Source organism: Xanthomonas albilineans (assembly GCF_009931595.1).
Lineage (GTDB): Bacteria > Pseudomonadota > Gammaproteobacteria > Xanthomonadales > Xanthomonadaceae > Xanthomonas_A > Xanthomonas_A albilineans.
In genome coordinates this window covers 2108185-2130223 of sequence record NZ_CP046570.1, presented here as the reverse complement: position 1 = coordinate 2130223, position 22039 = coordinate 2108185, and the positions used below count along the sequence as shown (strand labels likewise).

General features: G+C 54.1%; 17 protein-coding genes, 1 other RNA gene and 3 pseudogenes. 14 read left to right on the top strand and 7 right to left on the bottom strand.

Translation table 11 applies throughout. The features are described 5' to 3' along the window. The 5 genes and pseudogenes from XaFJ1_RS08950 to XaFJ1_RS08930 form a co-directional block, all read right to left on the bottom strand. Complete coding sequence (locus XaFJ1_RS08950; RefSeq protein ID WP_012916349.1) at positions 1 to 201, bottom strand: hypothetical protein; 201 nt, start codon at positions 199 to 201, stop codon at positions 1 to 3. Between the two features lie 163 nt (positions 202 to 364). Beyond that, positions 365 to 1393 carry a hypothetical protein gene (locus XaFJ1_RS08945; RefSeq protein ID WP_045762305.1) on the bottom strand — a complete coding sequence of 343 codons (1029 nt, stop codon included), beginning with the start codon at positions 1391 to 1393 and terminating at the stop codon, positions 365 to 367. Positions 1394 to 1486: 93 nt separating this feature from the next. Then, positions 1487 to 2680 (bottom strand): tyrosine-type recombinase/integrase, encoded by a 1194-nt coding sequence (locus XaFJ1_RS08940; RefSeq protein WP_012916347.1) that lies wholly within the window; start codon positions 2678 to 2680, stop codon positions 1487 to 1489. Positions 2681 to 3292: 612 nt separating this feature from the next. Further along, positions 3293 to 4296 (bottom strand): annotated as a pseudogene (locus XaFJ1_RS08935) (IS3 family transposase). Positions 4297 to 4418: 122 nt separating this feature from the next. Further along, positions 4419 to 4658, bottom strand: a pseudogene (locus XaFJ1_RS08930) (IS3 family transposase); the annotation flags it as partial. A gap of 461 nt (positions 4659 to 5119) precedes the next feature. Here XaFJ1_RS08930 and XaFJ1_RS08925 point away from each other — a divergent pair. From XaFJ1_RS08925 to XaFJ1_RS08905, 5 genes and pseudogenes are all read left to right on the top strand, one after another. After that, positions 5120 to 6379 (top strand): cytochrome P450, encoded by a 1260-nt coding sequence (locus tag XaFJ1_RS08925; protein ID WP_012916342.1) that lies wholly within the window; start codon positions 5120 to 5122, stop codon positions 6377 to 6379. Continuing rightward, entirely contained in the window at positions 6376 to 7203 is an 828-nt protein-coding gene (locus XaFJ1_RS08920; protein WP_155393672.1) for an alpha/beta fold hydrolase, read from the top strand. The genes XaFJ1_RS08925 and XaFJ1_RS08920 overlap by 4 nt, the downstream gene beginning before the upstream one ends. A gap of 266 nt (positions 7204 to 7469) precedes the next feature. Next, positions 7470 to 8114, top strand: a complete 645-nt coding sequence (locus tag XaFJ1_RS08915; protein WP_158250769.1) for an alpha/beta fold hydrolase — start codon at positions 7470 to 7472, stop codon at positions 8112 to 8114. Further along, entirely contained in the window at positions 8111 to 10648 is a 2538-nt protein-coding gene (locus XaFJ1_RS08910) for an amino acid adenylation domain-containing protein (RefSeq protein WP_012916339.1), read from the top strand. Before XaFJ1_RS08915 ends, XaFJ1_RS08910 begins: the two co-directional genes overlap by 4 nt. A gap of 165 nt (positions 10649 to 10813) precedes the next feature. Continuing rightward, a pseudogene (locus XaFJ1_RS08905) lies at positions 10814 to 11564 on the top strand (transposase); the annotation flags it as partial. A gap of 118 nt (positions 11565 to 11682) precedes the next feature. Here the strand turns inward: XaFJ1_RS08905 and XaFJ1_RS08900 are convergent. Then, positions 11683 to 11758: non-coding RNA, sX9 sRNA (locus tag XaFJ1_RS08900), on the bottom strand. Between the two features lie 518 nt (positions 11759 to 12276). Here XaFJ1_RS08900 and XaFJ1_RS08895 point away from each other — a divergent pair. From XaFJ1_RS08895 to XaFJ1_RS08855, 9 genes are all read left to right on the top strand, one after another. After that, positions 12277 to 12720: a hypothetical protein gene (locus tag XaFJ1_RS08895; protein WP_012916334.1), complete on the top strand. Its 444-nt coding sequence runs from the start codon at positions 12277 to 12279 to the stop codon at positions 12718 to 12720. A 58-nt stretch (positions 12721 to 12778) separates the two neighbouring features. After that, complete coding sequence (locus tag XaFJ1_RS08890; protein WP_012916333.1) at positions 12779 to 13753, top strand: VirB8 family type IV secretion system protein; 975 nt, start codon at positions 12779 to 12781, stop codon at positions 13751 to 13753. After that, complete coding sequence (locus XaFJ1_RS08885) at positions 13750 to 14511, top strand: TrbG/VirB9 family P-type conjugative transfer protein (protein WP_012916332.1); 762 nt, start codon at positions 13750 to 13752, stop codon at positions 14509 to 14511. Before XaFJ1_RS08890 ends, XaFJ1_RS08885 begins: the two co-directional genes overlap by 4 nt. Continuing rightward, complete coding sequence (locus tag XaFJ1_RS08880) at positions 14508 to 15695, top strand: TrbI/VirB10 family protein (RefSeq protein ID WP_045756897.1); 1188 nt, start codon at positions 14508 to 14510, stop codon at positions 15693 to 15695. The genes XaFJ1_RS08885 and XaFJ1_RS08880 overlap by 4 nt, the downstream gene beginning before the upstream one ends. Positions 15696 to 15713: 18 nt before the next feature. After that, the gene (gene virB11 / locus XaFJ1_RS08875; RefSeq protein ID WP_012916330.1) at positions 15714 to 16769 is read left to right on the top strand and encodes a P-type DNA transfer ATPase VirB11; all 1056 of its coding nucleotides are present in this window, start codon (positions 15714 to 15716) and stop codon (positions 16767 to 16769) included. Positions 16770 to 16880: 111 nt separating this feature from the next. Further along, positions 16881 to 17768 (top strand): lytic transglycosylase domain-containing protein, encoded by an 888-nt coding sequence (locus XaFJ1_RS08870; protein WP_012916329.1) that lies wholly within the window; start codon positions 16881 to 16883, stop codon positions 17766 to 17768. Between the two features lie 73 nt (positions 17769 to 17841). Then, on the top strand, positions 17842 to 18243 hold the full coding sequence (locus XaFJ1_RS08865) for a TrbC/VirB2 family protein (RefSeq protein WP_049887213.1): 402 nt from the start codon (positions 17842 to 17844) through the stop codon (positions 18241 to 18243). Next, complete coding sequence (locus XaFJ1_RS08860) at positions 18236 to 18547, top strand: VirB3 family type IV secretion system protein (RefSeq protein ID WP_012916327.1); 312 nt, start codon at positions 18236 to 18238, stop codon at positions 18545 to 18547. Before XaFJ1_RS08865 ends, XaFJ1_RS08860 begins: the two co-directional genes overlap by 8 nt. A 168-nt stretch (positions 18548 to 18715) precedes the next feature. After that, positions 18716 to 21187, top strand: coding sequence for a VirB4 family type IV secretion/conjugal transfer ATPase (locus XaFJ1_RS08855; protein WP_012916326.1), 2472 nt, complete (start codon positions 18716 to 18718; stop codon positions 21185 to 21187). A gap of 167 nt (positions 21188 to 21354) precedes the next feature. On the opposite strand, the gene XaFJ1_RS08850 is transcribed toward XaFJ1_RS08855, so the two are convergent. Continuing rightward, entirely contained in the window at positions 21355 to 22008 is a 654-nt protein-coding gene (locus XaFJ1_RS08850; RefSeq protein ID WP_012916325.1) for a bifunctional 4-hydroxy-2-oxoglutarate aldolase/2-dehydro-3-deoxy-phosphogluconate aldolase, read from the bottom strand. Between the last annotated feature and the right edge of the window lie 31 nt (positions 22009 to 22039).

Below are 22039 nucleotides of genomic sequence, written 5' to 3'. Positions count from 1 at the left end.
TTAGGCCACCTTTGCGGAATCATCCGCCAAGCGCTCGGGTAGGGTGCGCAGGCTGTCCAGATAGACATAGCGGCGGCGGCCAATGCTGAAAGTTTCAAGCTTGCCGTTGCGGGCCAACTCAAAGGCGACGGTGCGGGAAATGCCCCACGCGGCGCATGTTTCAACCAAAGGCCCAAAGGCGGGAGAGGTGTTGTCGGTCATCACTGATTCCTTTCGTCTCGCTTGCTGCGTCCGTGCTGGATTGCCCGGACGGCTGCGAATCAGTGATTGCCTATTGTGGGAATGGTTTGGGCCGCGTCACGGAGATTGGGCGTGAATTTTTGGCGCGAATCTTCCGGGGCTCCGGAAGATTCGCGGGGAAAAATCAGTTCGAATCTTCCACAGGTCGGGCTGCAATAGCCTTTCGGACGTCATCTGTCGAGACGTCTAGACGGGCGTCATTCAGCACCACGTTTGCAGTGCCCGCCATCGCCGTCACGATGGAGCCGGACAGGATTACGCCGGGTAGATCGCGCCGCAGGTGCTCCGAGAAGGCCCGCAGGTATTCAGTGGTGGGAGACGCCTTGCGGCTGGCGATGGCTGCGCCAATTGCTCCGCTCTCGCGTGGTGCCCATCCTTCGGCAGCCTGCGCCACTGTTTCCAGGATCGTAGGCAAATGCGGGGCCTTCCCCCATGCGTAGTGCAGCATGTTCCGCGCTTCCTCTTCCGGGGCGCGTTCCGATTTGTCACCCGCCTTCATTGGCACTACAACTACACGAATCAGCTTCGCATTCGGCTCTGCTTGCTGTGCGGCTTCGGCTTCTTCATCCGAAAAAACTGTCTTCACGGCGCGCGGTGCTGCATCGGCTTTCAGTTCGGTATCGTCGGATGTTGGTGCGTGACGTGTGCCGGTGATGGTTTTGCGCACAGCGGCCCAAATGTACTGGTTGTGCCCGCCGTTTTCGGTATTGTCGGTTTTGTCCAACAGTTCGCAAATAGAGAAAAATTCATCCGGCGCTACGCCGCCGCCCACTTCGCCGGCTTCGTTCAATAACGTGGCAAGTTCTCGCGCAGCCTTGGCAATCTTCGGTGCTAGACCTTTGGCTTTCTTCATGTGCTCACGGAACGGGGTGTAGTCCATGTGCGCGTGCCATGCCGCGCTTAGGAATTCCCCGTATTGGTCATCTTGTGTGAACACTTTTTGCAGCTCGGCGTAAACGTCACGCATCCGCGCATCGTTCGAGAATCGTAGGTAGCAGGCGCGTTCTTGTTCAAGTGCATCGCTCGTATCGGGATTAGCGCGGTACTCCTCGATAAGGGCGTTAACGCCTTGCCAGTGCCCTGGGCCGCCACCTTCCAGCGTCCAGACGATATGGGCGCGCGCGCCCGCAGGAACGTAAGCCGGGAAATCCATGGTGCACCTTCTTTGTGCCCTTCAAAGGAACACCACGGCAACGGGTGAGGGTTTCCCGCTTTCGGATGGCCGTCCTGGCCGTGGTGGGTTTCGTTATAGGGCCAAGGTCGCCAGTGCCGCAGCCGCATGTTCGCGGCGCAGGTGCCCGTAGTGTTTCTCGATCATCGCCACGCTCGTCCCGCTGATTTGCGCTACGGTCAGCAGGTCAAGCCCACCGGTCACCAGGTCGGTAATCGTAGAATGGCGCAGTGCGTAGGCGGTGGTGTTCTCGGGCAGGCCCACGACACGAGCGGCGGTCTTGATCGGCCCCTTCCATGCGTCCTTGTTCCATGCTGCGCCATCGGCGCGCATGAACAACGGTGCGCCCGGCAGCTTGTCCTTCGACTGCTCTTTCAGCATCGCCGCGGTTTCGGCGGGAATCAGAATGCTACGGTTGCCGCCTGCCTTGTCCTTGCCGATGGTCAACACGTTGCGGCGCGCATCGAAGTCGGAAACGCACAGTTTTGCCAGCGCACCCGGTCGCAATGGCAGCAGGGACAGGCCGCGAACGAAGGCTCGAACATCAGTATGCAAGGCGTCCAGCAGGTCGCGGCGCTGCTGGCGGTCTAGGTACACGTCACGGCGTCCTCCCGCATCCTTCGGCGGTTGCAGTGCGGTTCGCCATGCGAGTGAAGTCAACACTTCGCCACGGCGCAGGGCGGCGTTCAACGCGGCGCGGAACGGCACCATGTCCCGGCCTACGGTTGCTGGGTTGCGCGGACGGTAGCACTTGGGGCCGTGCTTCTTGTTCGCGTTCGTCACGGCTGGCGTGGCTTCCAGCTTCTTGCGCCAGGCCATGACGTGTTGTTCCCGTAGCTTTTGCAGCTTGATCCGGGCAATAGGTTCGTCATAGACGTAGCGGGCAAACCGGATTGCCGCGTCGGGATTGTCGGTGGCGTAGCGTTCGCATGCTTCGCGCACGGTTACGTCATCGGTGGAACCGCCGTGCGACAGGTGCCTGAACCATTCCTCGCCATCCCGTTTCGCGGCGTCAAACCGTGAGCTGGCGGGCAGGGTTCCGTAGTCGCCCAGGGCCCTGTTCGGCTTCTTGCCGGTTTCCGTGTCATGGAACCGGGCCAGCCATGTCCCCAGGCCATCGGGTCGGGTTGAAGGCCGGAAGCCCAGATAGCGGCCTGCGGCCAGCGGTTGCCAATAGGGTTCCTTGCTCGCGCGCGGTTTCAGCTTGTCGCGAGCGTCAACCTTCTTCAGGTCAATGGAAGCGGTTCTCCGCTCGGTGCGGCGTGCCATGTTCTCGGTCCCAAGGGCTGGCGGGAATGCCAGTATGGAAAGAGTATGGAAATCCGCCCTGGTCCGCTAGTGTCCTGTGGTATATGTAATCAATGATTTACAGTTCGCAAGCATTCTCGAAAGTCCGCCTTTCCAGCTTTGACATGGTAGGGGTCACAGGTTCGAACCCTGTACCGCCCACCACTCGAAACCCAAGCAGCACAGCGGTTTCGGTGGATCGATCATCCCCATATGGGCCATTGGCTGACCCCGGACTGACACCAAGTGCAGACAGCCGAGTGGTGTCGCGCGCGAGGTCTTGCACGATTTCTTGAAGCGCCTTGCGTGCCTCGCCCAGGTAAGTGGGGTCGAACTTGGCGTATCAATCCTGCATACACCCACCTCGCGACTGCTTTTTCCGCGATGTTTCCAGGTGCTCGCGGAGCACGTCGCGGATGTGGCTGACGTTCGCGGATCTGGGCGGCAGCTTCTCTCCGTGCTCGCGCGCGCGACACTGATTTCATCATCAGGCACCATTCCTGTTTGATGCTGACGGTGAGTGAGAGCCAGCGTAAATCTTCTGGGCCGAAGTATCGATTTTCTGCTGTGATACACCCAGGATTTCTTAGACACTCATGACCCTCGTTGCGCGTAGCACCGCTCGCACTCTACAGGGGACAGGTCGTCAGTTGAACCATGGCGGCGTTTGGGGTTGTAGAACATCTCGATGCAGTCGAACACCTCGGTGGTGCGGCGTCCTTGGCGGGATAGGCAGCCGCCTGATCCGCTCGCGTTTGAGCAGGCCGAAGAAGCTCTCCACGGGGGCGTTGTGCCCCAGGGACAGGCTTCGCGCTCGTGGCAGTTGCCGCGCCTGCTCATACTGCACACCAAGCCATGGGGCGCCAGGAAACTCTGCCAGTCATCGCTGGTGTAGACCGACCCTTGGTCCGAGTGAACCAGACACCCGGTGTGGGCTTGCGCCGCCACACCGCCGACAACAGGGCCTGCACGACCAGCTCGGCGTCGGCCCGGTCACGCATCGCCAAGCCGACGACCTGGCTTGAAAACAGATCGATCACAACCGCCAGGTACATCCAACCTTGCCGCTGCCTGCGCATGAGCCGATGCACCCGATGGCGACTGCAACGTTCACCCAGATCGCGCAGATCCTTGGCGATCTTGCGATGCTCATCGACACTACCGCCGGCAAGCCAGTAGTGCTCGATCAATCCCAGCAAGCGCTCGTCTTGTTTGGCGCGCTCACTGTTGGGCGAGCGTCACCAGGCGTCATAGCCAGCCCGGTTGACGCGCAACACGCGGCACATCGCACACAGCCTGAATTCCTTCCCTGCGATGAGCCTGCATAAAAGCGGACTTTGCCTTTACCGCTTGGCAAAGTGCGCGGCGGTCTTTTCTAGAATGTCGCGCTCCTGGGTCACACGGCGCAACTCGGCCTTCAGGCGCCGAACCTCCAGGCTCTGGTCTAACTCGGCACGCTGCACCACGCCAGGCTTGCCGAACCTGCGTAGCCAGGCGTACAGGCTGTGCGTGGTGACGCCTAGCCGCTCGGCGACGTGCGCCACCACCTGGCGGACCGTCTCGACCTTGAACTCATCCGGATACCGCTTGCTACTCATGGACACTTCCGAATCTGCCATTTCCCATGGCCATGAGATGTCTAGGAAACTCTGGGCGTATCAGACGGTTCTGCGTGCGGCGAGCAATTCCCACAACTGAGCATCAGGGATAATCAGGTTTACTTACTCTCGCGCTCCAGGTCCTTCATGCGCTGGGCCTCGCTGGCCGTGACGCCGTTTCGCACGTCGGTATCGACTTCCACACGGTTGACCCATTCGTGCAGCGTCTGCGGCACGCAGCCAGTCTTGAGTGCGATCGACTCGATGGCCGCTCATAGCGACGGGTAATCCTCACGCTACTACTGCACCGTCCTCACCACATTCTCACGAACCTCAGGTGAGAATTTGTTCGAACTCTTCATGGCTTCATTTTGTCAAGAGTTGAAGCCTGCTCAAGCCCGGGGCGATTCAATGGGCGGGAAGGTTGGCAACGTACGTCGCATCGTCCTGGTGACCAAGTTCACGCGATAATGTCGACGTACTGTGCCTGAGGTGTCTGGTAATCGATCTGATGCTGACGCAATGCAGGACGGGGCGCTCCTCGGGACTTAATGGCTGTACTGCTTTCCCGTGCGGGCATCCTGCGTTAGTGCGGTTTTTTGCACTTTGAAGTTGAGCTTGTGTTGCTTGACTGCTATTATGGTTGGCTAACTCTGCTACTTCGAACATCCTATGGATCCACTACGTAAATATGCTGGCCGCACGATTTCGATGCGAATGGACATAAAAGGGCGCATGAAAAATTCATGACGCGACAGGGGTTTCTCCGTAAAGCGACATCTTTAAAGAAATTTATTCTATTATTAAATTCGGGAGGTATTCCGTGCTAAAAACGCCGCCCGTTTCGGACATTGACTTGTTTTCAGAAGGTTGTCTGTCCGACCCGTATGATAGCTATGAAATATTGCGAGTCCTCGGACCTGTCGTCTTTCTGTCTTGCTGTAATGCCTTTGCTCTTACCCGTTACCAAGTGGCAAAGCAGGCTCTTGAGGATCATGATGCGTTCTCAGCCGCAAAAGGTGTAACACTCAATGCCGTGATGGATTCCTACCAGGTCGGCGTTACCATACAGGCAAGTGACCCGCCAGAGCATGACCGGTTGCGAAGGGTCCTGCATTCGGCACTCATGGCTGAGAGGCTATCAATATTAGAGTCAAAGATCGATGTGATTGCCGATCAGACGGTCAAAAGCCTTGTCCAACAGGAGCAGTTTGATGCCATTTCGGATCTGGCGCGAGCCGTTACCCAAAATGCGATCTACGATCTTCTCGGCCTTCCGCAAACCGGTAGGCATAGGTTAGCAGCTTTCACTGACGCGCATTTCAATGCCTATGGTCCGCTCACAAATACTATCGAGAAGACCGCCAGGGAACGGGTCAATAACGGATTGGCGGCGATGCAGAAGGGGCAATCCCTTCTCGGTTATTTCATCAACAGGCTCGAACCCGGTAGCGTCGGTGCGGCGATAAAGGATGCTGTCACGCAAGGTGTTATTACCGACTTCGAAGCCGACAAACTGCTTTCGACGCTAATCGTTGCAAGCGTCGATACTACGGTGCATTCGATCGGAAACGCGATTTATTGCCTAGCAACCCATCGTGACCAATGGGAAATGCTACGTGCAAATCCTTCACTAGTCCCGGCCGCCTACAATGAGGCGCTTCGATTCGATTCTCCGTCGCAGATCATAGCGCGTACTACGAAACGGGCCTTTGTGGTAGATGGCTATAGCCTTCCAGTCGATGCGAAAGTCGCGATACTCTTTGGTTCCGCGAACCATGATGAAGCAGTTTTCGATAACAGTCGAGATTTTCGTATCGACCGTCCCATGTCACGTCCGCTCAGTTTCGGCAGCGGTGTCCATGCCTGCATCGGTCAAAGGCTGGCAAGACGGTTAGGCCGCGCGGTTATCGCTGCATTGGTGAGGCACGCAAGACTAATAGTCTTATCGGAACCTCCTGAGCGGCAACTCAACAGCGTTTTAAGAGGCTTTTCAAAGTTGCCGATCAAGACGGTTTCTGTTGATGCCATTCTTCCTCCTCGTCTTGCATGTCCGCTTCCAGCCACGATGGCGACACCATGAAAGAGTCTGCCCGATTGAAATCCGAACGGGAGCCAGGTTCCGTCAGAGCGATGGATAGATATTTCGAGCGATGGCATCTATTTCATCGCTCGAAACGTCCACTGGAAGAGAGTCGATTTTGGTCAACCCTTCCTGAGCGTGGCTTTACACTAAAATCTACGCGGGTGGGTCTGCGCAGCATGGGAGATGGCCCGAATATTCTGCTCGTCCATGGGGTGAGCGGAAGGGGAAGCCAATTCGCCTCGATCGCTCATGCGCTTGCAGAATCAGGTTGGCGCACCTTGCTTATCGATTTTTCCGATGAAAGCAATAGCAACAGTTATAAACTTTCGACAGATGATGTCGCTGCTGCTTTCGCAGAAATTATCTGCAGGGAAGGGGCGCTGCACGGTGTTGTGGCCCATTCGATTGGCAACCTTTGGATTTGGTATGCGATCGCCCGCGGGTTGCGTATCAATAATTTTGTCACGATATCGGGTGTCTTTCACGCTTCTATGGTGTTTGAGTATTTTCAACGCATGCATCGCTTGACTGATAAAGAGATGAGCACTCTTAAGGTCATGCTGAATTCCCATCAGGGCTGTGATGATCTGACGATGCAGGATCCATCATCCATCATCGCGAATATGCCACGACCACAGCGTGGCCTAATCATCCAGGGTCGAGACGACGAAGTGGTTAATTTGGCTGAAGGTCAAGCCTATGCGGCAGCCTGGCGGGAGGCGGATTATTTGGAAATTTCCGGAACCTCACATGCCAATATTTTGAAGATGCCGCACGTGGTGACCGCAGTGAAAAACTTCTTCGTTTCTTTTTCCGAGTAAAAAACAGAAAAATCGCTATGATAAATCCAATTGAACTACTTTTGAACGACAATGAGATGCCATGCCATCTATCCAGCCAGTGGCTCATAGCTGCGGACGGCCACCGGATCCGGGTCGACGTATGCCTCGACCCGGATAGTTCTTATGCCAATGTCATTATACTGCCAATCGGCGTTACAGCAGACCCCTTGTTGCCGATGATCCGGCAACTGCGTCGATGGTCATCCGTCTATGTAATATACAGCCGATTCGTTCTGGATGGTGCGATGAGCAGTCTGACTGATGAGGCCATCGACGCCTCTGCTCATGCTCGGGATCTCATTACGCTTATGGATCACTTCGCTCTATCTCGTGCCGGGTTGTTCGGATATTGCACTGGTGCTTTGATCGCCGTACGTGCGGCCTTGTTACTGGAAAATCGGTTTTCTGCGCTGGTGTGCTGCAACGGAGCATTTGAAAGTAGTAGCCGCACGGCCTACGAACGCGAATTCTATGATCTTGTCAAAAGCTGTGCGGGACGACCCCGAGTTGCTTCGACCGTAAGAGATATTCTCGCCGCAAAAGTCGATGTTAATCAGGAGTTCTATCAGTACACGAGCATCGCGCTACGTGATGCTGAAACATTCTACAAATATGTAATGTGCGTGCATGCTGTCTATGCTGAAGGTTTGTCGGGCCTCCGCACTACAATAGATACGCCAGCGCTCTTGATCGCAAGCGCTGAAGATAAGATCGCTTCTCCGCAAGGTTCCGATTTACCTCTTGCATTTCTCAGTCAGGCCGAACAACTCATTCTCGATGGTGAAGACCATTATTTGCCGTGCCGTGCAGACACTCCTGCCCTTGTCGCAATGGATAATTTCATGCGGTTACAGGCAGAAAAGCCGTTAATTGAGGCACTAGCAGCATGACTGAAATTATTGACGCTTTGAGGCGCTCATGTATCGATAGAGAACGTGACGGTCGCGTGCGAATCGTGGAACATTCGTTGAGCGGGAATGCTGCCAGGGCGGTGCATAGCTTGTCTGCTGCATTTGCCGTAAGCCCAGCAGATGTACTGACGGCAGCAACAACTGCACTTCTATATCGGTATACACACGTCGAGCGTCTGGAAATTCAGGTAGCAATCTCTACGAAAGATCCCGGCAAGAGAGTTGTTCCAGTTTTACTAGCCTATCAAATAGATCAACCTGGCCAGCAACACTTTTCTGTTCTGCTTGAACATCTGAGTGTCGCCAATGGCACATATCCGACCCAGGATGCACTTACACCCGTCATTGCACATGTGTTCGACAGTTTGGAGATGGCATCGCTCGACGTGGCGGGCTGCGTCCTCAAAATCGCCTTTTCCGATCTATCCAAGTCAAGTGTGATGCGTCTTTCTTATCGTGATGATTATTTGCCGCATGCAGTGGCAGATCGTTTTGCGGCTCATCTATCCCACTTGCTTGAAACGATTGTGGAGCGGCCTAATCGCGCGATTGACGAACTCTATTATGTTTCAGACACGGACCTGAAGGTGCTCGTTGAATCGGGCTTCGGCCCAAGGCGGCCGTACCACATCGTGCCCGTGATTGACCTCGTTGCTCGCTATGCAGAAAATGAGAAATCTCGGGCACCGGCGGTGCTGGACGATAAAACGCAGATGACATACGGCACCTTGTGGAGCAGAGCAGGTGCTATAGCACACGGCTTGATAAGATTAGGATTGCCTGCACGCAGCCGCGTTGGCGTGTTGATGGAGCGCTCACCAGACTGGATCGCCGTCATCATCGGTATTTTTCGGGCAAACATGGTCTACGTACCGTTAAGCATGCGCAATCCACCCGCACGCAATGCCTATATCGTTGCCGATTGTTCAGTAGCAGTCGTTCTGTGCGAAAGTTCAAAGCGCGCTCGTTTGGACAACATCCAGTGTCCTGTCGTCGACCTCCATCGAATGCCGGTCTCGACTGACATCGAAACCATCACTCTACCAGAAGTCTGCCTTGATGACGATGCCTGCGTTATTTATACGTCAGGAAGTACAGGTCATCCCAAAGGTGTTCGTATTACCCACGGCTCGTTGTCGCATCATATGTTTGCTGCGCGGGAGGTATTTAGACTGCAGGAATGTGTACCAAGAATAGGACAATTCACCGAAGCATCCTTCGATTTTTCCTTGCTCGAAATCTTCATGGGCCTATGTCATGGTGGTGCTATTTATATCCATTCACGATCTGAATTGCTTTCGATGACCGAGTATTTCGCCATGCTGGATAAGCATCAGGTGAATGTTATATGTCTACCGACAGCAGTTTGGCATGAATGGGCGCCGAAACTCGCAGCCGCCCCGAGTTGCCTGCCACGCACGCTTCACACCGCTATTGTTGGTGGAGAAGCAGCAATTGCGAGCCGATTTTATCCGGCCGGGCCTGCAAAATTTTTGCGCCTCTTTAACATATACGGCCCGACAGAAACGACGATCTGCGTGTCAACCCATGCTTGCGATTTCAACAAGAGTGCGAAGCGACATGTCCCCATAGGCCGTTCCCTGCCCAATGTGCGGACTTATTTGCTCGACCAAATGATGATGCCGGTGGCTGCTGGTATCGTTGGTGAGCTTTGCATCGGTGGACCTATCGTGTCACCCGGCTATATAGGGAGGGAAGATCTCAATGCGAGCCGTTTTTCAATCCTTAATCTGCCCGGAATAGTCGAGGGCGAGCGGATATACAGAACTGGCGACCTAGCGTTTTTCGACGATGACGGCAATCTCGTCTTCGTAGGGCGTCGTGACGACCAAATCAAAATTGATGGTGTTCGGATCGGTCTGAACGAAATCGAGATGTGCCTGAGTGCTTGCGAGGATGTACGCCACGCTGTCGTGACATGGAACGACATGGACGGGACGGATGGGGTTCTTGTGATGCATCTACAGATGGGAGAAAGCTCCCGGGCACATGACCGTGCCGCGCTTGAACGCATTACGTCGTACCTGAAGGAACATTTGCAGCCAGCAATGATCCCGCGCCATTATACCTTCATTGATGAGTTTCCTCTTAATGCTAACGGGAAAATCGATCGCGGAAAACTTCGTGTTCTTCCGGTCTTTGCCACGCAAATACAAACGGTAGAATTGCCACAAGATCCTATCAAGCAACAACTGTGGGCGCTTTGGCACAGACTCATGCCGGATTATCCACTGGCATCGGTAAACGATGATCTTTTTGCCATGGGGGCATCGTCACTGAGACTTGCCTTCTTCTTTGTGGAGATCGCGATCGCCTGGAATATCGATATCGACATTCACGCTTTGGACGGTCGCAACACGGTGACAGGGATTGCAAAGCATATTCAGATGATGCTTAGACTGGCTAACACGACCGCTAGGGAGATTCTCTGCACGAATCCGTTGGGAACCTCTCAAAACCCAGCCACTTCCATTGTGGCAGAGAACGCCTGATCCTTGCCTTGTATTGCCATGATCATACCCCGCAGTGCGCTGAAGTTTGACTTGTTCGCAGAGGCGTCGCGCCAGCACAAGCGCGATGAGGTGGGCTGGTAATCCCCCACAGGTTAGCCGACGCCATGAATGGAACTTTCTCGTACGCTTTCCCGAGAAGGTTTCATGAAAAAGTCCCGTTTCACCGACAGCCAGATCATCGCCGTGCTCAAGTAGGCCGAGGCCGGCACACCCGTGCCGGAGCTGTGCCGCGAGTACGGCATCAGCTCGGCGACGTTCCACAAGTGGTGTAGCAAGTTCGGCGGCATGGAGGTATCCATGGGAAGGCGCTGGAGGAAGGGAGCCGGCGCCTGAAGAAGATGTACGCCGAGGCCCGACTCAGTACTGAATCGCTTAAGAAAGCGCTGGCAAAAAATGGTAAGGCCATCTCAGCGGCGCGAGATGGCCCAATCAGCGGTCGTAGAAGGGCGCGCGACCATCCGACACGCCTGTCAGACATTTGCGGTGAGCCAGACCTGCTTCCGGTACAAAGCTAAGGCCAGCGAGGACAATGCCCAGATCGTTGACTGGCTGGTCCGGCTGAAGACGGCCCATCGCGACTGGGGGGCCGTGCTTTCTGTACCTGCGCAATGTGAAGGGGCGGGTTGGAACCACAGGCGGGGTCTATCGAATCTACCGCGAGTTGGAGTTGAACCTGTGGATCAAGCCGAAGAAGTGGCTGGTTCGGGAAAAGCCCGAGTCGCTAGTCGTACCGCAGACCATCAACCAGGTCGGGTCGATGGACTTCATGCATGACGAGTTGGCCGATGGTCGCAGCTTTCGGCTGTTCAACGCGCTGGACGACTTCTCAACCGCGAAGGGCTGGGGGATCGAGGTCGATCTGTCGTTCCCTGGGGAAGGTCTTAACAAGTCCATCTTCCCCGTCTTTTGCGCGAGCAACCCATTGAATCTTAAAGTCGCTGATCTCGAAGGCCTGACTTGTTCAGGCATTCCTTAGCTCCACTTATGGCGATTGTTAAAATCGGGGGGGATTACCCTAACAAAACGTCGCGAGCCGCCGTCAGATGGGTGCAGATGGTACGCAGGAACCGCAGTGTATTCGTGGTATGTGAGGGTTCTGAGCACCGTACGCGCCCGCCTGGCGGCGGCGCAATAGTTTTGTTAGCTGATCTAATGCTGTCAGTTCACTAAACGGTTCATGTCAGTCGCCGGCATTCCGTCGCAACCTTTTGGATTTGTGATGAAATTCTCGCAATTTTACCGTTTTCCGAGTAGTTGAACGTTTTTTTGCCAAATACTTGACGTGGCAATGCCTATGAGGCAAATTCCATCGAGTAGTTTTTGATTGCTCGGTAATTAGTAATAGGAACAGGGACGTGCATTCAAGCCGATGCACGCAAGGGTGACATGGAAAGTTTGCTATCACATTCTGCTTTTTTAGGCGTCTATCGCTGCGTCATGGGCATTTCCAGTGTTCATCCGATTGCGTGTACGTCAGCCGTTCGCGGTTTTCTCAATCAAACGATGCGCGTGCTGTGCAGGGTCGGAGGAAGGTTCCTTGACCAGGCGGGCGGCGGGCTGGATTTTGCTTTTCCATTCAGAAACGTTTCCGTAATTCAGAGGCCTGCGTGAAAAGAACGCATATATTTCGGCTGATCGCTACGCTGAGCGCTATTACGCTGTTGAACGCCTGCGCAACCAGTTCTGCACCGGACTTCCGTGGTAGCTGGAAGCCGGTCAACCGATTCTCCGCATCGACGATGGAGATTCCGCTCTACTCCTCTTACGTATATCAGGCTGTGCCAGTGGATGGCACGTTGAAGACGATGCTCGAGCGTTGGTCTAAGGATTCCAATATGGAATTGTCCTACGGCATCCAGTCCGATTACACGCTCTATGCGCCAGTGGCCAAGATCAATACTGTCAGCATCCAGCAAGCAGTTGCCGAATTGAGCGTGATCTATGAGTCGGAGGGTGTAACTGTCTCTGCTGCTGGTAATCGTATTCTAGTACAACCTTCGTCGTCGCTCAGTAGCACTCCTGCGGTCAGCGGCCGAGCAAACGCAAAGTGACGGCATGCGGGAGCCTGTATGTGCTTCCGCAGTCACATTATGAACCTGGTGAAGTCTGATGTTTGGTAAAAATCCCATTGAGAGCGAGAGCGTTAACAAAACTGTTGCGAAGGCGGTTAATTACGAGGTCAGTATTGCTGATTTGGCACGGCGCAGCGAGCGTCGTGCGTGGTGGGTCGCGTTCAGTGCAATTATCCTGTGCTTGTTGCTCGGTGGCGGTTACTACTACATGCTGCCGCTGAAGGAAAAGGTTCCCTACCTGGTGATGGCAGATGCGTATACCGGTAACTCGACGGTGTCGGTGTTGCGGGATATCGGTGACGTTAGGAGCATCACTACCAGCGAGGCGTTGGCCAGAAGTAATGTCGCCAGATTCATTGCTGCAAGGGAGTCCTATGACTCCGAGATGATGGCCCTGAACGACTGGTCGACAGTGTTTTCGATGGCGCCAAAAGATACTTCGGTGGGAGAAGAGTACTATGCGTTGCATGCGCCAAATAATCCATCGGCGCCATATTATACTTACGGCAGGACGCGATCCATTCGTGTGGCGATCCTGAGTATTACCCTGCAAGGTGGCGGTGGAAAGCCGTATGACGGCGCGAATGTTCGCTTCCAGCGCAGTATCTATGATAAAAAAAGTGGGCAGTCTACTTTATTAGATAATAAATTCGCTATCCTGGGTTTTCGTTATAATAATAACCTGGTGATGAATGAAGATCTTCGCGTGCAAAACCCGTTGGGTTTCCAGGTGACAGATTATCGAGTCGATAACGATTACTCGGCGATGCCGGTGCCGCCATCGCCGTCCTTTCAGTCGCCGACGGTGAGCGCGCTGCAGTCGCATACGGCTGGATCGACAGCCGGACAGCCTTCTATGACTGGTGGCAGTGGGGGGGCTCCTGCCCAGCAGCAGATGCCGGCTGCAAACCCTGGTAGTGCACCTGTTTATCCGGCGGCGCAACCTGTTCCTGTCCCGTCTGCGCCCAATGTTGCACCCCAGAACAATGGCAATGGAGCGAATGTTCGATGAGTTTCTTGACGAAAATTGGTTCTGTGCATATTGCGTTGCTGGCCTTGTGGCTGTTCGCGCCGTTGGCATCAGCTCAGGTGGTTCAGCAGTACGAGTATGAGCCTGACAAGATCTATCAGATCCGTACCGGCCTTGGCATCACCACCCAGGTTGAATTGAGTCCGAACGAAAAGATCCTTGATTACAGCACTGGTTTTACCAGCGGTTGGGAACTCAGCCGTCGCGAGAACGTCTTCTATCTGAAACCGAAGAACGTCGATGTTGACACGAATATGATGATCCGGACTGCCACCCATTCCTATATTTTGGAATTGAAAGTGGTCGCCACAGATTGGCAGCGGCTGGAGCAGGCCAAGCAGGCCGGCGTCCAGTACAAGGTGTCCTTTACCTATCCGAAGGATACTAGTTTCGCTGCGGCGAGTGAGAAAGTGAAGGATGAGTCGCAGCTGGATACGCGGCTGACGAAAGATCGTCATTATTATTTCGATTACGACTACTCCACGCGTTCTAAGCAAGTGTGGATCGTACCAAGTAGTGTTTATGACGATGGAAAGTTCACTTACATAAAAATGGATCTGGCACGTTTCCCGACGGGAAATTTTCCGGTCGTGTTCGGTCGAGAGAAGGAAAACGATGAGGATTTTTTGGTCAATACCACAGTCGAAGGTAATACCTTGATTGTTCATGGGACCTATCCATTTCTGGTCATCCGTCATGGAAAGAATGTTGTCGGCCTGCGTAGGAATAAGCAAAAGTGAATTCGAACATGCCTCCCTCTGACGAAAATAACGGCCATGATCAGGGTCAGCCGCGTTCTCCGCAATCGGGTAACGCTAACCGAGAGAATCCCTATTTCGCTCGTCATCGACAGGCCACCGATCCGGATCTTGACGCTAATGAGCCAGTTCTCAGGTCAAGCGACCTAAAGAAGCTCAATCGCAAAGCATTGGTCTTCTTGGGGGGCGTTGCATTGCTGTTGGTCCTGGCGATTTTCTGGATCGTCGGTGGCGGGCGTGATTCAGCACCGCCGCCCAAGCCACGCCAGGAAGCAGTGGTTGCGCCCGCCTTACCGCAGACCGCCGCTCCGCCGCCGCCGCCGCAGGCGGAACCGGTCCCGTTGGCTGAGCAGCCGAATTTGCCACTCATGCCCCCCATGCCACCCGCTACTGTGGCGCAAGATATGCGCCCTTCGCGTCAGGAGCGGGGGCCCTCGCTGTTGGAGCGGCGTATGGCGGGTATGCAAGACGCTGGTGGCGGCCAGCAGCAAGGCACCGCAGGGCTATTGCCTGGGCAAGAACAGGGCGCAGCTCAGCAAAAGCAACAGGATCAGGAAACCTCGGCCAAGCCGATCGCCAATCCGGACGGATTGTTGGTGCGTGGTACCTACATTCGCTGTGTACTTGAGACGCGCATCATTACCGACTTCCCGGGCTTCACATCCTGCATCATCACCGAGCCCGTATATTCCATCAACGGCAGACGCCTATTGCTGCCAAAGGGGTCCAAGATGTTGGGTCAGTATGGTGCAGTAGAACCGACAGGTCCGCGAATGCAGGTGGTCTGGGATCGCATCACGACCCCGACTGGGATCGACGTCACTATGGTGGGGCCTGGTGTCGACAATCTTGGCAGTGCAGGTCATCCCGGCCAGTACAACGCACATTGGCCAAGCCGTATCTCGTCCGCTCTGATGATCAGTCTTCTCAGCGATGCGTTCAAATGGGAGGCGGCTGAACACGGCCCGAAGACGACGTCGGTCGGTCTCAATTCCGGCGTCGTCACCCAACAGCCCTATGAGAGTAATACGGCGCAATCTATACAACGTCTGGCGGACCAAGCGTTGGATCATCGCCACCCAGCGACTGTCACCATCAATCAAGGCACCGTGATCAATGTGTATGTTGCCAAGGATGTTGATTTCACTGCGGTGTTGCCGCGATGACCGCCTGAGGAATCTGATGTGACTTTCGAAGAATCTCCGACCGCACAGATTTCGACGGATTTTCTGGATTACCAGTATTCGGTGCTGGGAATCCTAGATTATCTCAATTCTCCAGAAGTGACGGAAATCTGCATCAACCGTCCTGGTGAGTTGTACCTGGAGACGCTGCGTGGCTGGCAGCGAATGGAAATACCGTCGTTGACCTTCGAACGTGCGCGGCAGTTCTGCACTTCGGTGGTCAACGAGAGCAACACCGGTCAGCGCATCACCGATGTAGATCCAGTCGTGTCGCTGACCTTCCCGACCGGGCAGCGTGCCCAGTTTGTCATTCCTCCCGCTTGTGATGCGGGGAAAATATCGATCACGATTCGTCTTCCGTCCAAGCATACCAAGACCTTAGAGCAGTATCAGCAAGACGGGTTTTTCCAGGAGATCCTGGAAATGCAGGTAGGAGTCAGCGAACAGGATCTTGAGTTGCTTGAATTGAGGCGCCAGCGCGATTATGCCGAGTTCTTCAAGAAAGCTGTCTTGTTCAAGAAGAACATTGTCGTCGCAGGTGCTACCGGTAGCGGCAAGACGACGTTCATGAAGTCGCTGGTTAATCACATTCCCAATGAAGAACGCCTGGTAACGATCGAGGATGCGCGCGAACTGTTTATCACGCAACCAAATGCGGTACATTTGCTTTACTCGAAAGGTGGGCAAAGTACGAGTAATGTGACGGCGAAGAGTTGCATGGAAGCCTGCCTGCGAATGAAGCCGGACCGCATTATTCTGGCTGAGTTGCGTGGTGACGAATCGTTTTATTTCATCCGTAACTGCGCTTCAGGCCATCCTGGTTCCATCACCAGTTGCCATGCCGGTAGCATCGGGCAGACTTGGGATCAGTTGGCCCTGATGGTCAAGGCGTCGGCCGAAGGTTCGGGATTGGAGTTCTCGGTCATCAAACGCTTGCTGATGATGACCATCGACATTGTGGTGCATATCAAGTCGCATGCTGGGCGGCGCTATATCACCGGTATCGATTTCGATCCGGAACGTACGCTCTCCGGCGGGATGAGTGATTTTCATTGACACTATAAGTTTCTTGAATGTTGATTGGTGTTACATTTTTCTTCAACGATGTCTCATCTGTGACTCCTAGGTATTTGGCTATGGAGTTTATACATACGGAGTAAAGGCTGCATGTTACCAGGCATGGAACTACTGAGTTGTCCTGAAATGGCGGTTTCGGCCGAAGTCATGCAGCACGTTGTGCGGGTGGAGTCTTCACGCAATCCGCTCGCGATTGGTGTGGTTGGTGGGCGTTTGATCCGGCAGCCGAAGAATATCTCCGAAGCGGTCGCTACTGCACGCATGTTGGAGCAGAAGGGCTACAACTTTTCTCTCGGGATAGGGCAAGTCAATCGCTATAATTTGATGAAGTATGGATTGGATTCCTATGAAAAGGCATTTCGGATCTGTCCAAATCTTCAGGTCGCTTCCAGAATTCTCGCGGAATGTTATGGCCGCTCTGGCGGAAACTGGGGTAAATCCTTCAGTTGCTACTATTCCGGGAATTTTGAGGCCGGGTACAGGTATGGCTATGTGCAGAAAATCTATGCGTCCATCAATCAAGAGCGCGCGCAGGCTGCAACTCCGATAGCGGCGATTCCGGTAATCCCGGTCGGCATACGCCACCCCGTGAGCGCAACTGCAAAAGCTGCGGTAGTGCATGAGGTCGATTCAATCATCGCGCGTCGCATCGCGGCATCTAACAATCAACTGGCCGATGGTTTGATCCAGAAGGCGCAAGTCTCAACGCAATACCGCACTGCGGTGAATACGTCGGAACAAGGGAAGTCACCGGCTAGCGCGACTGCACCCACGCTCGCGCCCACAGAAGCAAAAGATGCCGACCTTTATATAATACAGTCAACAGGTGGCGGCAAAGGAGTGGCTGTTCCTGCGGGCAGTGGAGCAAATTCAGCTTCGGAGACTTCCGCGAATAGATCGTCGGTTGTTACAGGGGCGACCGTTACTGGCACAACTGCACCACCATCGATTTCTGATGATGGAGCTTTCGTATTTTAGCCAGTTTAAGTGGCACTGAGATGTGAATTATTAAAAGATTTACCCCGTTTTTCAATTCAAGGAGATACCCATGATGTTCAATAATAACCATATCAAATCGAACGCCAATGCCATTGGTATGGCCGCGTTGAAGGCTGCGATTTTCACTGCCGCCGTATTTGCTTCCGGTGTTGCCATGGCGGCGGGCGGAAGTGCTGACTATGCAGGCGCTGATCAGAAAGTCTGTGGCTTTCTGGGTAAGACGAACAACATCCTGAATATGGCCTCGGTCGTAGTCGTCACCATCGCGACGGTCTTCTCGGGTTACCAGATTGCCTTTGCACACAAGCGTGTTTCCGAAGTCGCGCCAGTTCTCTTGGGGGGCGTGCTAATCGGTGGGGCCGGACAGTTGGCGAAGATGCTGATCGGCGAAACAGGTCAGACAGCTTGCCAGGCGAGTATCGACCTCATTCAGCACGCGCTGCAGTATGCATAAGAACGTACTTTTTCGAGGCTGTACCCGGCCTGCGATGTTTTTCGGGGTGCCTTACATTCCGTTTTTCATCGGGGCAGGAGGTGGCTTCCTGATGGGGGTCTATTTCGACATGCGTTTTCTGCTTCTAATTCCAGTCATTGTTTTTGTTATGCAACAAATGACTAAGCGTGATGAGATGATCTTTAGAATGCTTGGGTTGCGTTGGATGTTCAGAATGCGTGTGCGTAACCAGCAGCGTTACTCTGGCATGTGGGTATTCTCTCCCAACGAATACCGGAAAGATGCGCCAGGTACAAAGCGTTAAATTTCTTTGATGCCAGGTTCAATCCAGTGCACGAGCATTTATATCGTGCACTGGCCTTCTTTTATTATCTGCTTGTGCGCGATGCTTTCGTGTAATGAATTCGACTTTTCCCGAATCGTTTGAGTCGGTTATTTTTAATGTGAAACGTATTTCGAGTTATCCACTATTATGTTCATCCCAGATACTTCGATCAGTGAATTCATTTCCATCTCAACGCACGTGGCGCCGTCCGTGCTCAAGACGACGGGAGGGGATTTCATGTTGACTTGGCATTTTGGTGGCTTGCCGTTCGTGGGGCGAGAAGAGTGGGAGATCGAACATCGTCATAACACATTCAATCGGATGTTACAGACTTTGCGTGCACCGGATTTCGCAAACGTGGCGTTCTGGGTTCATGACGTGCGTCGTCGCCGTCGGATCAATGCCAGTGGCGAGTTTCGACAAGCCTTCAATCAGGAACTTTCCGATCAGTATTACAGTGCGCTTTCTTCGCAAAAGATCATGCAAAACGAACTCTACATGACCATCATCTATCGCCCGGTTGTGACTGGTAAGCGATTGATGAACAAATCCTCTAGCATCGTGCAGCTGCAGTCCGAACAGGATCAGGCGATCGCTAAGCTTCTGGAACTTGTGGGCAATGTCGAGGCCGTTCTCAAGGATTATTCGCCTTACCGGTTGAGCATGTACGAGGCGAGCAATGGTGTGGTTTTCTCCGAAGCACTTGAGTTTTTTGGTTACCTCATCAATCGCATCGACGAGCCGGTGCCAGTGTTGCAGGCACCGGTATCTGCTTATCTTCCTGTCAGCAAACACATGTTCGCCAATAAGACGGGTGACTATGTGATTAAGACTCCAGAGGGCATTAATCATTTTGGCGCAATTTTGAATATTAAAGAATATGCCGATGGTACTTATCCGGGGATTCTTAATGGTATAAAATATCTTGATTTCGAATATGTCATGACGCATTCCTTTAGCCCTATGGGGCGTCACGACGCACTGAAGGTGTTGGATCGGACCAAGGGCATGATGGTATCCTCGGGTGATAAAGCGGTTAGCCAAATTCATGAGCTCGACTTGGCGATGGATCAGTTGTCGTCGGGCAATTTCGTGCTTGGTGAGTACCATTTTACGGTCGCTGTCTATGCCGATACCCAGGAGAAGTTGTCGCAGCAAGTCGCCACAACGCGTGCAGAACTGTCCAACGCTGGTTTCGTTTCGACAAAAGAAGATCTGGCGATTGTCTCATCCTTTTATGCGCAGTTACCGGGTAATTGGCGCTACCGGACGCGATTGGCTAATCTCAGCTCGTTGAATTTTCTCGGACTTTCACCCTTGCACAACTTTGCACAGGGAAAGCGCGATAACAATCCGTGGGGCCAGTGTGTCACGACTCTACAGGCCACCAACGGCCAGCCTTATTATTTCAATTTTCATGCTACGCATCCGGCGGAGAATTCGTTGGGCGAAAAAGCCATTGCCAATACGATGGTTATCGGCAAGTCAGGTACAGGTAAGACCGCGCTTATCAACTTCCTGCTCAGCCAAGTGCAGAAATTCGATCCCGTTCCGACCATTTTTTTCTTCGACAAAGATCATGGTGCTGAGATTTTCGTGCGTGCATGTGGTGGTAACTATCTTGCACTGGAAAATGGCCAGCCCACTGGATTCAATCCGTTCCAATGCGAACGTACGGAAGCAAATGTTCAGTTCTTGTCCGATCTGATTAAGGTCCTGGCTGGAAAGCCCGAATACACCTCGCGTGAGGAAGAGGACATCTTCCGTGGAGTGGAGGGCATGCTGGATACACCCATGAAATTACGGAGTATGACTAACTTCCGCAAAAGCTTGCCGAACATGGGTGATGATGGCTTGTATGCGCGCATTCGCAAGTGGACTGCAGGAAACTCGCATGGCTGGGTATTCGACAATCCGGTCGATACGATCGATTTTGAAAAGGCCAGCATCATCGGTTTCGACTACACCGACGTGATCGACAATCCGGAAGTCCGCGTCCCGGTCATCAACTATCTATTGCATCGCTTGGAGGCATTGATTGATGGCCGGCCGTTGATCTATGTGATGGACGAGTTCTGGAAGATCCTCGACGGGAAGGGGGGGCTGAAAGAATTTGCCAAGAACAAGCAGAAGACCATCCGTAAGCAAAATGGTCTGGGTATCTTCGCGACTCAGAGCCCGGAGGATGCGTTGGCCAGTGATATCTCTGCCTCGCTGGTCGAGCAGACTGCGACCATGATCCTGCTGCCCAATCCAAATGCCAGCAAAGAGGACTACATGCAGGGCCTCAAGCTCACCGAGGCTGAATATCAAGTGGTCGTCGCCCTGGATGAACGTTCGCGTTGCTTTCTGGTCAAGCAGGGGCACGGATCGTCGGTGTGCCAGCTCAACCTACGCGGTATGGACGATGCGCTATCTGTAATTTCCGCTTCGACCGACAACATCGATATCATGCATCATGTGTTGAATCGTAAGGCCCAGGAACATGGCGTGGCCCCGGGCGATTTAAAGCCCGAGCAGTGGTTGAGCGAATTCTATGCAAGGCGTAAGGGATCCGGGAAATCGGCATCCGGGAGGTCGTCGTCTTCGGATAGCCGTGGCACCGCAACACTTCCTTGACGGTGCCCATCTAGATTGGGATGGCCAGTTTTTCTTGATTGGCGTCGGCTCTCAGTGATTAGTGCGGGCGTCGTTTGAACAGCGACGCATGCAGAGCGGCGACGGAGTGTCTATATAATTCTGGCCGTTCCGCACTGTAGTGCGGTTGCGATTCGAGCTTGTTGACTTTACCGGGTTCCGGCAACGATCGCCGCCGCCTTGGCTGAGCTCTCGCGGACCTTGTCCCAATGGCCGTTGGCTAGCCACTCTTTCGGCACCATCCACGAGCCACCGATGCAGACCACGTTCGGTTGCGTCAGATATTCGGCAGCAGTGTTCTCGCCGATTCCTCCAGTGGGGCATAGCTTCAAGTCGGCCAGTGGACCGGCCAGTCCCTTCAGCATCGCCAGGCCGCCGACCGCCGAGGCGGGGAATAGCTTGCACACGCGGAAGCCACGCTCCATCAGCGCCATCAGTTCGCTCGGGGTGCCCGCACCCGGTACCACCGGTAGTGGCGCCCGTGCCAATGCCTCGGTCAGCATCGGCGTGGTTCCCGGGGTCACGATGAAATCGGCACCGGCATCGATCGATTGTTGCAACTGACTCGCGTTGAGTATGGTGCCGGCGCCGATGACGATATCCGGCAATTCGCGTTTGAGCATTGCGAGTGCTTCCAAGGCAATGGGCGTGCGCAGTGTCAGTTCGATTGCAGGCAGTCCGCCTTCCAGCAGCGCGGCAGAAACACGGCGGGCTTCTTCCAGGCTGTGCACGGTGACGACGGGCAGGATGCCGGCTGCGCGCAGCAATTGCTCGGCCTTGGTCTGATGTTCGGCGATGCTCATGAGGGCCTCAGGTTGAAGTGCGGGTCAAGGC

What these genes read in the sequence shown, in the direction of transcription:
- XaFJ1_RS08950 (WP_012916349.1), bottom strand. Translation starts at nt 201, where the DNA reads ATGACCGACAACACCTCTCCCGCCTTTGGGCCTTTGGTTGAAACATGC.
- XaFJ1_RS08945 (WP_045762305.1), bottom strand. Translation starts at nt 1,393, where the DNA reads ATGGATTTCCCGGCTTACGTTCCTGCGGGCGCGCGCGCCCATATCGTC.
- XaFJ1_RS08940 (WP_012916347.1), bottom strand. Translation starts at nt 2,680, where the DNA reads ATGGCACGCCGCACCGAGCGGAGAACCGCTTCCATTGACCTGAAGAAG.
- XaFJ1_RS08920 (WP_155393672.1), top strand. Translation starts at nt 6,376, where the DNA reads ATGAAAGAGTCTGCCCGATTGAAATCCGAACGGGAGCCAGGTTCCGTC.
- XaFJ1_RS08915 (WP_158250769.1), top strand. Translation starts at nt 7,470, where the DNA reads ATGAGCAGTCTGACTGATGAGGCCATCGACGCCTCTGCTCATGCTCGG.
- XaFJ1_RS08910 (WP_012916339.1), top strand. Translation starts at nt 8,111, where the DNA reads ATGACTGAAATTATTGACGCTTTGAGGCGCTCATGTATCGATAGAGAA.
- XaFJ1_RS08890 (WP_012916333.1), top strand. Translation starts at nt 12,779, where the DNA reads ATGTTTGGTAAAAATCCCATTGAGAGCGAGAGCGTTAACAAAACTGTT.
- XaFJ1_RS08885 (WP_012916332.1), top strand. Translation starts at nt 13,750, where the DNA reads ATGAGTTTCTTGACGAAAATTGGTTCTGTGCATATTGCGTTGCTGGCC.
- XaFJ1_RS08870 (WP_012916329.1), top strand. Translation starts at nt 16,881, where the DNA reads ATGTTACCAGGCATGGAACTACTGAGTTGTCCTGAAATGGCGGTTTCG.
- XaFJ1_RS08865 (WP_049887213.1), top strand. Translation starts at nt 17,842, where the DNA reads ATGTTCAATAATAACCATATCAAATCGAACGCCAATGCCATTGGTATG.
- XaFJ1_RS08860 (WP_012916327.1), top strand. Translation starts at nt 18,236, where the DNA reads ATGCATAAGAACGTACTTTTTCGAGGCTGTACCCGGCCTGCGATGTTT.
- XaFJ1_RS08855 (WP_012916326.1), top strand. Translation starts at nt 18,716, where the DNA reads ATGTTCATCCCAGATACTTCGATCAGTGAATTCATTTCCATCTCAACG.
- XaFJ1_RS08850 (WP_012916325.1), bottom strand. Translation starts at nt 22,008, where the DNA reads ATGAGCATCGCCGAACATCAGACCAAGGCCGAGCAATTGCTGCGCGCA.